Raw genomic sequence first — 13477 nt, 5'->3', positions numbered from 1 at the left:
TAAAAATTTAACGAAAATGAGGGAAATAAGATTTGATATGAAAATCGATGATATTGATAAGAAAATAATAGATGTATTAAGCGAAGATAGCAGATTATCAATGAGTGCACTTGGAAGAAAAATCAATTTATCTTCTCCATCGGTTACAGATCGTGTTAGGAAAATGGAATCACTTGGAATAATTAAAAAGTACACATTGGAAGTGGATTATGAGAAATTAGGGCTTCCAATCCAATGTATAATAGAAGCTACTGTTAAAAATGGGGACTATAGCTCTTTTAGGAAATATATTGAGGAGTTACCAAATGTAGAATTCTGTTATCGGATTGCAGGAAATGCCTGTTATATGCTAAAAATACAATTCGACACTTTTAGAAAGGCAGAAGAGTTTATTGAAAATGTAAGTCCGTATGCCCGTACTGTCACACATTTTATTTTTTCGGAGGTCCAGACCAATTTGAAAATGAGTACCCAATAGGTAATAATCAAGTCTATTTCACTACTCTGACTCGTTAACACAATAAGAAAAGCATCCGCAACACAGTCTGGACTAATATTGGTGAACCATTATATATGAAAAAGGAGGTCCTAAGGGCCTCCTCTCTTTCTTTTTATGACCAGCAAAAAAGCACTTTTTAATTTAATGATATTGCAATACATGAACGAACAGGAAGAGAATGAGGTCAAGCTAGTTTTTCTGTTGAGTGTCGCTACTAGAAATACGGTCATTTGTCAAGAAAAACACGAAAAACAACGCCAATACGGATGGTATGAGAGCCCATGTGAATGTATAACTTATTGATTCTGCAAGGGCATCAATAATTTTATCCAGTAATGGCTCTTGCATAGTCTTACGTGCTTGCTCAGATAGAATAGAGCGTGGATCATTTTGAGCTCCTCCGGTAATCAAATGATTGTTTCCACTGGATATTTCTTGCGTTTTATATGAAAAATAGGAACGTTGTATAATCCCATAAATGGTAATTCCCAAACTCATCCCTAGCTGTCGTAAAAACGATACTGTTGAAGTAGCTGAACCTCGGCTTTCCGGTCCAAATCTATGGATAGCTGCCATATTTATTACAGAAAAAGAAGCTCCTGTGCCTAATCCGATAATTATCATATACAATGTAATTACAAATCTTGATGTTTCCGCTGAAACTGTACTTAGCAAATACATCCCAATTAGCAAAATAACGGAAAAAATGAGCATGACACTCCGAAACCCGAGTTTTGGAGCCGCCATTGCCCCTATTTGTGAGGACACTACCACACCCAGCATCATAGGAAGTAGGATTAGGCCTGAATTTGTTGCACTGCCACCTGTTACCCCCTGAATAAAGATCGGTAAATACACAATTCCTACAATGAAGGAGACCCCATAAAATAAGCCTACCATCGTGCTTGAAGCAAAAAGGCGATCTTTAAACATAGTGAAAGAAATAACAGGATCTTCAGCGCTTTTTTCCGTAATAAAAAACATTGTAAATAAAATCGCAAATCCGGTAAATAAACTTAAAATTACAGTAGAGTCCCAAGTGTACTCATTGCCCCCAAGCTCTAGAGCAAATAGCAGACATACTATTGCTCCAACTAATGTAATCGATCCCATCCAATCAATTTTTTGTTTCTTGCGTTTATGAGATTCTTTGTAAAATAAAGCAATTAACATTAATGAGAGAACCCCAATTGGAAGATTGATATAGAATATCCAATGCCAGCTGATATAATCAGTAATATAGGCTCCAAGCAACGGACCGAATATACTTGATAAACCAAAAACAGCTCCGAATAGCCCGCTCATCTTTCCCCGCTTACCAGGCGGGAAAAGATCGATTATAATGGTGAAGGTTATCGGTATTAATGCACCACCGCCAATTCCCTGTAAAGCACGGTAAACACTAAGCTGTTCAATGGTCTGAGCAGTTCCGCAAAGAATTGACCCGAACATAAAAAAGATTAACCCCATCATAAAAAAACGTTTCCGTCCAAACATATCAGAAAGTTTGCCAAATATCGGCATACCTGCCATTTCCGCCACCATATAAGCTGATGTTACCCAAATAAACTTATCAAGCCCTCCTAAATCCCCAACAATGGTCCCCATAGCTGTTGCAACAATGGTGTTATCCATTGAAGCCATAAGAATAGAGAGCAACAATCCTGTTACTACCAGATTTTGTCTACTTTGTAGCTGCTTCATAAATATCTCCTAGCTTTTTCTAAAATTAAGGCTCTTTTATACTTACTTGGTTGATTTCCACTCTAGGAAATCGCTTCCGCATGCGTTTCGATACTCCTTCTATAAGACATACCTCCGCTTCCATCAACAGGGTACTAATTATAATGAGTTTTAACACATAGCATAAAAAGTTCACTGATGGTCTCTCAATATCCAATTACCTCCCCTTTTACATTTTAGAAAAGAGGATGAAATTGTTAAATTCCAAGAATGATTTATAATCAAATTTGCCATTTAGCAATAGCATAAATATCCACTTCTTTTAGTCCTTTATATAAACAGGATCTAATATATTTTCTCTATATAGCAGAAAGCTGGTATAATCTTATTATCATTTTATGAAAGGACTGAACTATGCCCAGATATCAATATCTTGACCCCAAATAAAAGCATAATGGAGGTAAAAATATTGATTAAAGAACTTAGCACAAAAAGATTAATGTTAAGAAAAATGCAGGTATCAGACTTAGAGAAATTGTTTCAAGTTTGGTCTAATCCAGAAGTAACTAGATTCATGAATATTGATAATTTCACTGATAAAAAACAAGCAAAAGAAATGATTATATTATTTGATAAACTATCAAAAGAAAACACTGCAATCCGATACTCAATAATTGAGTTAGAATCAAATGAAATTATTGGTTCTTGCGGTTTTAACATTTTAGATTTTGAAAATGCAAAAGCTGAAATTGGTTACGAAATTAATAAACCTTTTTGGGGTAAAGGCTTTGCTCCTGAAGCTATTACTTGTTTAATAAGGCATGCCTTTAACGATTTAGAACTTAATCGAATAGAAGCAAAAGTAGAACCTGAAAATTTCAACTCAATTAAAGTCCTGAAAAAATTAAATTTCGGCTTTGAAGGAACAATGAGAAAAGTGGAAAGATCAAAAGGACGCTTTATTGATCTCAATCTATATTCGTTGTTAGTAACAGATTAATTCGTCTGCCTATACTTGTAAAAGTATGGGCTATTTATCATTAACAATTCGATGGGGCTGCCTAACTAGCTATAAAGTATTCATCTAATCTGACATACCAGCATATATCTTGTTTACATAACCTGCCCCATTCGTAATATAAGATCACCAGGATTTCAGCTGCTATACCTTGGGAACCTTATATGACAACACAAGAATATTACTGGGGGTTTTCGTCCATACAAAGCTGCAATTTCAAGCAAATTTAGACCAAGTCTTCCCCGAATACAGAGGGTTTATAGTGACTTATTTTCAATCGCACCACTCTTAACTCTTTTATAGCTTCCCTCTCCTGTAGATATAGTAGCGGTAAGTGATGTATCAATAGTTGATAAAATCGCTGAATTATGTAAGAGTCGATCTTAAAAATGGGCAAATGAATAGCTACTGAGCTCAAAGCTTCGGCAAAACGAAATCCTTTAGAAAAGACGTTTTATCAGAGTCATATTCAATCTAGGAATGTATAAAGAGCACCTATCCAAATTAGAGTCTGAGATAGATGCCCTCGCTAAAGAAGTTTAAGAGTATAATATTATCAAATCTATCACGGGTTAGGAGAAAAGATCGCTGCCATGATTATTTCAGGAATTGGGGAGATAGATTGATTTACTGATCCTAAAAAGCTGATAGCTTTCGCTGGGGTTGAACCTGGTGTATTCAAAATCTAGTAAATTCACAAAAAATTGAATCTCAAAAAGAGGATCCAGTAGGCTTTGTCATGCCTTATACTCTGCAAATAATAGTATCTAACTACATATTTAGGCAAAATAACAGCCTGTGATTGATTTAGCTCCATTAATGAGTTTAGTTCAACGAATTAAAATTAAAAGTAAATCCTACAAACGTTTTGGATGCCTTTGGCATAAGGATCTGCCGTTATCGTATCATGCAGTTGTTTTGCTTCTTCTGTAGCATTCTTCAATAAATATCCATGCTTTACGGCTTTAAGCATCTCTATATCATTCCCACTATCTCCAAACGCAAATGTATTCTCAACAGAGATGCTAAACTGTTTTATGACGAAGTACACTACTGCACGTTTGCCTGTATTTTGTGGAATAAAATCTACATCAAATGCATTTACCGGATCTCCAGCTAGAGGGTTACAACGATTAATATTGAAATTTATTCCGCTATTGCGTGCTAGTTGTTTTATGATATCTAGATCATACTTAACCCTCGCACTATCTTCTATAAAATAATAATAATTCATTTTAAACGATTGTTGACCAAATTGTGTTTGTTTTTGTAACTGTATTCCATATAATTGTCTTAAATCATTAATAAGATCTTCAACCACTCTATGGCTAAATCCTGACCTTTTGATTCTTTTCCTCCACTCTTGATTTTGATAAAATTCTCCTTTAGAATTGATCTCCCATAACTCCGTTCCTAGATTTGATGCAATAAAATGCGGAAGGTAGTTCATCCGAGCTGCTCTCATTTTTTTATGGATATCAGCCAAACTACTGCCTGTTACCCAACCAATTCTGATATTTTTCTTATGAACAATCCTATCAAGATACTCCTCAAGCTCATACAAATCTTTTAACTGCCAGCCTTTTAGTTCATGCGGATAGTATGTTTCATCAAAATCAAATATCATTAAGTAGTCAGGATTTCCATTAGAATGGTACACTTTAAATGTCACGTTTAATACCTCCCTGTTCTATGTTATTTTTAGGTTACAGGCAGGGAACGTTCCCAGGTCAAATCTTTTTTAGAGGTAAAAAAATGGCTACTATTCTAGATATAGCTCGACTTAGTGGCGTTTCTAAGTCCACGGTATCACGCGTTATCAATAATCATCCTCATGTTTCAGAAGACAGCCGAACAAAAGTAATGGAAGCAATAGAAAAGTTGTCTTTTGTTCGAAATGCACGAGGTGTAAACCTTAGAACACAGACAACAAAAACAATTGGTGTGACAATCCCGGTCCTTGATCACCCATATTTTAGCCCGCTTGTTGGCATGATTGCAGCAAAATGCAGAAAAGCTGGATATAAGATAGTGATTTTCCAAACGTTTTATTCTATTGATGAGGAAAATAAAATTTATGAGAAGTTAACTGAAAATGAGCTGGACGCGGTAATTATCACCCATACTTTATTAGGTGAGAAGAAGATTAAACAGAGAGTTAGAGATAAGATAGTGCTTATTTGCAACGAACCACTTCAAACAAGACATTTAGATGTCTTTTCACTTGATGAAAGGGATGCAGTTTATTCATCTACCCAATACCTGCTGAAAGAAGGACGCAACCAACTATTATTTTGTGCGGATGAAGAAAAAACGCCACTTCAGCGACAAAGATGGGAAGGGTTTAAACAAGCTCATCTTGATTTAAATAAATCATGTACTATTCAGCAAAAGTTAAGTGGTTACTCTACGATTGAAGAAGGTATACTACTGGGAGATGAAATTTTTTCAGGTCATTGCAATCATGATGGAATTCTTGCAGGCAGTGACTTTTTAGCGGCAGGATTACTTTCGTCAGCTAAAAAACATGGTGTTTCTGTTCCAAAAGAACTTTCCATTATTGGTTTTGACAACCACCCAATTTGCCTGACAACTTTCCCTGCACTTTCCAGCATTCAAAATCAGACTGAATTGATGGTCAAGGATTTGATGTACTGCTTACTTGACAGACTTGAAGGTAAAAAATTTCCCACTGTAAGAAAAGTTTATAAAGGGAATCTGGTAATAAGGGGGACTTAAGAATGGAATTGTGTCCTGTACAAGATTAAATCCCTCTAAAAATGTTTCCCTTTTCATTATTTAATTTATCATCCTTCTTTAACAAACCTGCTCCTTTAGTGCAATAAGAAAAAGCCGCCTATTGTTTGGCAGCTGATCCTGATTTCATACCCTTATTTCTCCACAAAATTGAAGAAGCAGCAGAACATAGGAACCCACTAAATTTGTACTTCGCAGCTGGAAAGCTGTTCTTCTTAAAGATAAGTGCCCTACAGTTCAAAAAGAGATAGTGGGTTAATCCTTTACATTTTCCTTGCACTTCACTAACTAGCTGCCATAACGTGTTGTTTTCTTTATTTTGCGGTCCAAGCCTCTTACAATTTTCATATGAGGCTTTGAATTCCTTTATTCTTTGCATCAAACTCTATTGAATCTTTCAAAGGTAACTAATTATTATGTCGTTTGTTAACTTCAATCTTAATGAACTCCGGCAAATAGCTTGGAGTACATCCTTTTGCTACTATTTCATCTTTGTAAAGACCCGTTTTCTCACCAAGTTTAATACAACGTGCACGATTCTTTTCATCATAAACACCTATCCAGCCTGCCGTGAAATTCATAGCCCATTGAACTTCCGGTTCTTCCTGCGTAATATTAGCTTCTAATGCAGATAGCAAGTCTTCGGTGTTATCAGGCGGTGTTTGTCCAGTCCATCTCAATCGCCCTTGATTATACCAGAAAGCTCGTCTTTGAAGAGCAGAAGAACTATTTTCCCATGACTCCATCAATGCAATTGTCTTCTTGTCTTTGGTAATCTGATTAGCCATTAACCAATCCATTAAGTTATTTCGCTCATCAAAAGTGTGAGTCTGCATATCCTTATCAAGCTTATTTAGCACATCTTGTGAAAGAAGTTTTTTGTCCATAATTAAGATTGCTAATAGTCTGGGCAAAAACTCCTCGGTTGACCAAAGTTCCATAGCTAGTTCGTGATCTTTTTTAATGTCCTTCGCGATTTTTCGTAAGTCGCCTAGCTTAGTTTTACTATTGATCTGAGATAGAATGTTTTCTGCTTTTAAAGAGCGTTTTATTTCTGTACCTTTATTTTCATTCATTTTATACAACTCCTCTATTGAAGCACTGTTTCATAATATGTCCTTGACGGGATATACCAAGAACTTAATTTCGTTATAAGTCCTATTGCAGTGGTGTGCCTCCAAAGTTTATCTTTTTTAATATTGTAGCATATATCATAATAAAGCTTTCTCCACCTATAATAGAAGAGCAACGATCTTTCATTTACTTCTTTTTATTTGGAACGAAAAGAGCATTCAAGCTGCCGCAGCAACCCTTATTAAAAGCAAGCTATTCGTTAACTATAAAACAAAAACGATGACCTAAACATATTAATTTTGTTCCATTCTAGAATAACTGTACCAAGGCTTTCCTATGAAGGATTATGGTATTATCAACAATGCGATAAAATCTGTTTTTAAACCATTAAAAATAACAAATGCCAGGAGAATCATAAAAACTAATAGTCTTAATGCAAAACCTCGTTTCATTGCAAACTTAGAAATTTTTTCCTTATTAAAGAATACTTCCCCTCTAGTCGAATAAAAAAAGAGCTGCCGATCCATACTGGATCTTCAACTCTATTACCCGTTCTTAAAGTGCGTTTCTTCACCCTTAACGTTTTAAACTACCCCTTTTTGTCCTCTTCTAATTCTCTTTCAATTTCTTCATCAGGTACTTTAGAGGGTTCTTCATTAATGTTAAGGTGTGTAATAATTAATCTTAACTGATATTTTATTGTTGAAAGACTAAAAATTACGTATATCACAAATAGAATACCTAATAAAAACCAAATCAAAAAATCCCACCTTGTATTTACAATAATACTTTCTTTAATCTTATCATTAATAGTAGTTAATAAGAAAAGCAGACTTACCAGGGACATCTCTATTCATAAATCACTGTTTATCAAAATGATTACTTAGCATACATCACAACTGTGGAGGAGTATTCATTTGTTCGTCAAAATTTAATTCTAAAAGTTGTCCAGCATGAACCAATCCAGATCCAAAACCATACATAAGAACTCGGTCTCCATTTTTGACTTTTCCCTCACGGATTCCAAGATCAAGAGCTAAGGGAATTGTTGCAGCAGAGGTATTTCCAAAGTTGACTAAGCTGTAAAGGGTTTTTTCCATTTGGAAATCTAATTTTTCGCAAATCGGCTCTATCAACCTTAAGTTTGCGCTATGAGGTATGAACCAATCAACTTGCTCTAAACTCGTTTGCGTTTTGTCTAAAATCTGTTTAATACTATCGGGTACATTCCTTACAACCCATCGGAAAACCTCTCTACCATTTTGTACAAGATATTGAGTATCGATTAACTCAATATCATTAACCTTTTTGATAGTCCAGAACGATATACATGTTGCGCTCCTCTCCCATCACTTCCTAGGTGGAATCCAATGAAACTTTTTGATTGTTCATCCCTTTCAACTAATACTGCACCAGCACCATCACCAAATAAAATACATGTACTTCTATCGGTATAATCCGTAATTTTTGAGATTGTGTCTGCTCCAATTACAAGTACTTTTTTGTGAAGTCCAGAAGATATTAAACTGTGTGCTGTATGCAATGCATAAACGAATCCTGCACACGCTGCACTTAAATCTATGGCACCTGTTTGAGATATATTTAATTGGTCCTGTATGATACTTGAGACAGATGGGAATGGAAAATCTGGTGTGCTTGTTGCCACAATAATCATATCGACATCTTCGACTTTTTTATTATATCTGTGCATTAAATCTTTTACAGCAGAGACACATAAATCACTAGTATATTCATCAGGATGAGTTATTCTACGTTCATGAATTCCTGTCCTTTGAATAATCCACTCATTATTTGTTTCCACCATTTGCTCAAGCTCAAAATTTGTTAATTTTTTTCGGGTACATATGTCCCAATAGCTGTTACTCTCGCCCCTATCATACAATCCACCCCTTATTTTTATTAGAAGTTAGTATTAATACCTGGTACTAATTATAACGATTTATATTATTAAAAATCAATTTAAATACATTTTTTCTATAACAAACATGCTTACTCCTTATTGAAGTAAACCGCCTCTATACTTGAATAAAAAAGACCGGCTGTGATTGCAGCCGATCCTTTAGAATGCACCCGTTAGCTTAATAAAATGTCTTGCCTTATTTCTTTAATCATGAATTCAATGAATTCATAAAAAGTCTGGGAAACAACTTCACTACTAAATGTTTCTCCGTTATATTCATTTAGACAACGTTCAACCAACTGCTGGTATTTATGAGGCAGGTTATTTAATCCCCATTCCCCGCCTTCGCGCTTTGAAGATATCTTACCTTCTTTAATAAAATAAAGAACTCGACAGAGATTTAAGGTTAGGTACATAGGAGTCAGGTACGCAGGTGGATTGCTAATGATCTCCTCCGCAGCTCCCTCCACATCATGCAGAATGGAGGCAAGGTAATACTGACTATCTATTGGTTCATAAAGTTCACTTAATGGTTTTCCATACAGTGTTAATCCTCTCTCATAGGCAACAACAATTTGTGAAGCTAAATCCTCATCTTCAAATCCCCCGCAAAGATAATTCTCATTTGTGCGATATTTCTCCCTATGATATTCCGAGTAATGAAACTCGAAAGGAGTCGGATAAACAAACTTTTTTAGGTAAGTTTCTAAAATAATGGTAAACTCTATTCCACGCTCATTAGACATCTCATCATGTAAAGATAAAGCTAATTTTGCGATCCTAGAAATATTTGCTGGTGTTAGCTTTTCATTTACAACGACTAAGAAATCGATATCACTTTTTTGGGGATTATAACACCCCATTGCTAGAGATCCATGCAAATAAATCCTATCAAATTATCCCTAAGTTCTTCTTTAAAAAGTATTGTTATTTTGTCTAAGAAAAGTTTTGTATCCAAACCAATCCACTCCCCATATTCTTCCATCACCATTCTAAGTATAGATCCACTGAAAACTTGGTCAAGGTAAAACTTATATATAATTAAATCAACTAATGCTGCCCTTTAGCTGAATATTAAAAAGAGCTTGACCCTGTTGGATCTTCAACTCTTGCACCCTATAGTTTAAGTACATCTTTTCACAAACTTAGCTTTATTCAGGTATGCTGTCCCGTTTGTTCCATAAAGAACTTCTGTAAATAAAAAAAGCACCTAATCCTTCTCGATTAACGCACCCTCAGCGTAATGACCTTATCAGTAATATTTTCGTATGTTAGGAGTACCTATCCCTATATATGTTGGATTTAAGGTAAACCTTCCCCCTTAAAGTGTAACGTAATGGAGTTATTACCAGAAAAATATACAACTGATATAGAATAAAAGGTTATTTGAACAAACGAGTGCGTAACAGTATTTTTCCAGTAATCACTAATTAACTCTCGACACATACCACAAGAGAAACAACCCAACTTTCGTCCATACCTATAGTTCTTTTCAATAACTTTTTCTGCTTCTTTAATCAATTCATAGTCTATATCTTCCTAAGGTCTTACTTTTAACACGATATACTCCCCTTGTTGCTTCTATTTAAAAAATTTCATAACACTATTTTAAGGACATATTTACAGCTTCGAAAGCATGTATGTAGGTTGTGTCAAATAGAGAAACATTAGAATCCTCCGGTTTTACCAATAATCCAATTTCTGTACAGCCTAATATAATCCCTTTAGCTCCAGACTTGATTAAACCTTGGATAACTTTTTTATAATAATCCCTTGACTTTTGATGAATCTTACCCAAACATAACTCTTCGTAAATAATCTTGTTTATAATCTCTCTTTCATTGTCATTTGGCACAATAACTTGTATACCATTAAACTCCAAGCGTGATTTATAAAAATCCTCCTCCATTGTGTACCTTGTGCCTAGTAACCCAACAGACTTAATTCCTTTCTTTTTAATTTGGGCTGCTGTTGCATCTGCGATATGCAAAATGGGGATATTAATTTTCGACTGGATATCACCTATAACTTTGTGCATCGTATTAGTACAAATAATAATAAAGTCAGCCCCTCCCTTTTCCAAAGAACGCGCAGCATTACCTAACACTTCACCGGCCTTTCCCCAGGCGCCTTCTGATTGGTAACGTTCAATTTCATGAAAATCGACACTATATAAAAGACATTTCGCTGAATGTAATCCCCCTAATCTTCTTTTAACTTCTTCATTGATAATCCGATAATATTCAACAGAAGATTCCCAACTCATTCCGCCAATAAGACCAATAACCTTCATTTTATCCTCTCCATTCTCCGCTTTTCTCTTCATGATTAGCTTCGATTAACCTACAAACAATTCCTTTTTTATTCAGCTAATTGGCCCGATTGTTGAAAAAAATAATGAGCATTGTTCAACAAGCCTGCCCCGTTAGTCGAATAAGAAAAAGAGCTGCCGATCCATGCTGGATCTTCAACTCTATCACCCGTTGTGAAATTTCACCTTGATTATTTATTACCTCTGTTCAATGTAGGTTTTTAAAATTTTCAACTGGCTTTGTGTTGAGGATTTGTCCTTTTTCATTTTGCTATAGATTATTCGTAATAACACTCCCGTTGCAAGTACAAAAATTGATACAGTAACAGCGTCTAATTTAAATCCAATTATTAAAACAGGTGCTATCATTAACAATCTTGACAAATAATCAATATATTTTAACAAAGTTCAATCCTTTCTTTAAAGAAGAATAAAGTTTTATCTTAGCTATTCCTTTTTCTTATTTATAGAATTTAGCCGGTTCCCTTAATCCATTCCATTAAGTAAAGGTCGGTATAAAGCTCTTTAATTTTTCTAAAACCACACTTCTTATAACTTGATATTGCTCTACTATTATTTTTTTCACCTCTAGTACCACACTTGAAGCGCCTTTATTTTTACTAAGGTAATTTAACATCATTAGAATCATAGTAGTGCCAATCCCTTTACCCCATAATTGGGTATCTCCAATAAATTGGTCTATTCCATAGATATTTTTGTTTGCTGAATAGCCGTATCTCTTTAATTCATCTTCTTGAAGCTCATAGTATTGTATATAACCTACTGGTTCGTTTTTGTATTCTACAATACAAGGAATAACATAATGTTTCCCTTCTACTTTTGGCCCGTATTTTTTTATCACCATATCTATATTTGAAGGTGGCTCTTCATAGAATTCCAATACACTTTGGTCATTTAGCCATTTAACCATAACTTCAAAATCATTATCGTTCATAAGTCGAATAAGCAGGTCATTCTTCAATATCAAACTTATTTCCACCCTTATCTTTTCTAAAAGAGTTCTATAAATAAGTCACCTTTCCTTCTTCACCAAACCAGCCCTTTAAGTTTAAAAAGAAAAAAGCTGTCCTATGACTAGTGCAGCAATTATTCAACAAATATAGCCAGATTCTCCAGTGTTGATTTTAAACCGAGGTCATGATCTTCCTTGCGTATTCCTTTAGGAACATTTTCACAAACAATAGTGACTCTTGTTCCTTCTGTAATGGATTCCAAAAGCCACTTCTGTATCATTTCACCTGTAAAATCTGGGGATTCAGAAACAAAAATTACTAATTGTACAATCCTTTTGTCAGGGACCAACTCTAAAAACTTTCCTTGGTATACATCAGTGTTTTCCGAAGTTTTTCCAGATGATGGTTGGTCTTCTTCATAGGTAAGGGTCATATTGTAAGTTCCACCTTCACGAGGGTCAAAATTGTCAATATGACCTGACATACCTTTAGGTGGAAGCCAGGATACTAATGATTTCGGATTTAAAAATGCCTGATAGATAGTTTGTGGTTCTGCCATAATGACTCTTGAAGCTGTATCTGTTCTATTGTCACTAAACACATTTGTCATAATAAATTCTCCTTAGACCTTTAGTCATCGAAGCAGCATTTTTCAAGTTCAACACATATATATACCAATATTCCCTTTTACTGTTAATTACAAATAAACTTACTTATTTATTTAGTTCACCTGGGTTTCTACCCTTACTTCCACATGTGTTAAAATAATCCCTTCTTCAACTTACCTCCCTATAGCCGCCTGAATAATAAGAATATCTTCAATTTACTGTCCTCTAATCCAAATAAGGAGAATAAAATTCCTCCACGTATAATCCAGTAGCTTCGATTTTTTTTCGAGCGTTAGGGGAATCCCTATTTGTTCCAATATACATATAGTAATCGTATCCGAAGTGGACAAAAAACTTGTTTTTGGAGCTTAATTTACACCAAATTACATTCCTTAAAGTTAATTTTGCAAGCTCTTTAATTTCTTGTGCACTTATGGGTTTCCACCCACATCTTTGACAAGAAGGGAGAAACATTTTGAGATTTAACCTCGTCAGACCACATTTCTAAGGCATTTAAATAAAGTTTATTAACACCCAATTCATCCATAAAAGTTGTGATGGCGTTTATGTAGTCAGATTCTGTTCTGATATAATCTTCTTTACTAACTTTAGTTCCTACCTCTGAAAAACAA

Annotated in this window: 10 protein-coding genes and 2 pseudogenes; 4 read left to right on the top strand and 8 right to left on the bottom strand. The window is 34.8% G+C overall.

Annotated features, from left to right (window positions below):
• Positions 1-37: 37 nt before the first annotated feature.
• Positions 38-478, top strand: coding sequence for an Lrp/AsnC family transcriptional regulator (locus tag M5V91_RS05625; RefSeq protein WP_071157088.1), 441 nt, complete (start codon positions 38-40; stop codon positions 476-478).
• Between the two features lie 210 nt (positions 479-688).
• Here M5V91_RS05625 and M5V91_RS05620 read toward each other — a convergent pair whose 3' ends face one another.
• Positions 689-2203, bottom strand: a complete 1515-nt coding sequence (locus M5V91_RS05620) for an MDR family MFS transporter (RefSeq protein WP_284521861.1) — start codon at positions 2201-2203, stop codon at positions 689-691.
• Positions 2204-2651: 448 nt separating this feature from the next.
• Here M5V91_RS05620 and M5V91_RS05615 point away from each other — a divergent pair, with 448 nt between their 5' ends.
• Complete coding sequence (locus tag M5V91_RS05615; RefSeq protein ID WP_217027047.1) at positions 2652-3182, top strand: GNAT family N-acetyltransferase; 531 nt, start codon at positions 2652-2654, stop codon at positions 3180-3182.
• Between the two features lie 150 nt (positions 3183-3332).
• Positions 3333-3905: pseudogene (locus M5V91_RS05610) on the top strand (transposase); the annotation flags it as partial.
• Between the two features lie 139 nt (positions 3906-4044).
• Here the strand turns inward: M5V91_RS05610 and M5V91_RS05605 are convergent.
• Positions 4045-4872 (bottom strand): HAD-IIB family hydrolase, encoded by an 828-nt coding sequence (locus tag M5V91_RS05605; protein WP_009334002.1) that lies wholly within the window; start codon positions 4870-4872, stop codon positions 4045-4047.
• 83 nt (positions 4873-4955) lie between these two features.
• Here M5V91_RS05605 and M5V91_RS05600 point away from each other — a divergent pair, with 83 nt between their 5' ends.
• Positions 4956-5939, top strand: a complete 984-nt coding sequence (locus tag M5V91_RS05600; RefSeq protein WP_009334001.1) for a LacI family DNA-binding transcriptional regulator — start codon at positions 4956-4958, stop codon at positions 5937-5939.
• 425 nt (positions 5940-6364) lie between these two features.
• On the opposite strand, the gene M5V91_RS05595 is transcribed toward M5V91_RS05600, so the two are convergent.
• The 6 genes and pseudogenes from M5V91_RS05595 to M5V91_RS05570 all read right to left on the bottom strand — a co-directional run bounded on the left by M5V91_RS05595 (position 6365) and on the right by M5V91_RS05570 (position 12847).
• Complete coding sequence (locus M5V91_RS05595; RefSeq protein ID WP_009334000.1) at positions 6365-7033, bottom strand: DNA alkylation repair protein; 669 nt, start codon at positions 7031-7033, stop codon at positions 6365-6367.
• Between the two features lie 891 nt (positions 7034-7924).
• Positions 7925-8930, bottom strand: a pseudogene (locus M5V91_RS05590) (ketoacyl-ACP synthase III).
• 195 nt (positions 8931-9125) lie between these two features.
• Positions 9126-9815 carry an aminoglycoside adenylyltransferase domain-containing protein gene (locus tag M5V91_RS05585; protein WP_284521860.1) on the bottom strand — a complete coding sequence of 230 codons (690 nt, stop codon included), beginning with the start codon at positions 9813-9815 and terminating at the stop codon, positions 9126-9128.
• Positions 9816-10555: 740 nt separating this feature from the next.
• Positions 10556-11245, bottom strand: a complete 690-nt coding sequence (locus M5V91_RS05580) for an aspartate/glutamate racemase family protein (RefSeq protein WP_034296863.1) — start codon at positions 11243-11245, stop codon at positions 10556-10558.
• Between the two features lie 517 nt (positions 11246-11762).
• Positions 11763-12251, bottom strand: a complete 489-nt coding sequence (locus tag M5V91_RS05575; protein WP_284521859.1) for a GNAT family N-acetyltransferase — start codon at positions 12249-12251, stop codon at positions 11763-11765.
• Positions 12252-12370: 119 nt separating this feature from the next.
• Complete coding sequence (locus M5V91_RS05570) at positions 12371-12847, bottom strand: SRPBCC family protein (RefSeq protein ID WP_009333994.1); 477 nt, start codon at positions 12845-12847, stop codon at positions 12371-12373.
• Positions 12848-13477: the final 630 nt, after the last annotated feature.

Source organism: Cytobacillus pseudoceanisediminis (assembly GCF_023516215.1).
Taxonomy (GTDB): domain Bacteria; phylum Bacillota; class Bacilli; order Bacillales; family Cytobacillaceae; genus Cytobacillus; species Cytobacillus pseudoceanisediminis.
This window is presented reverse-complemented; position numbering and strand designations above follow the sequence as displayed.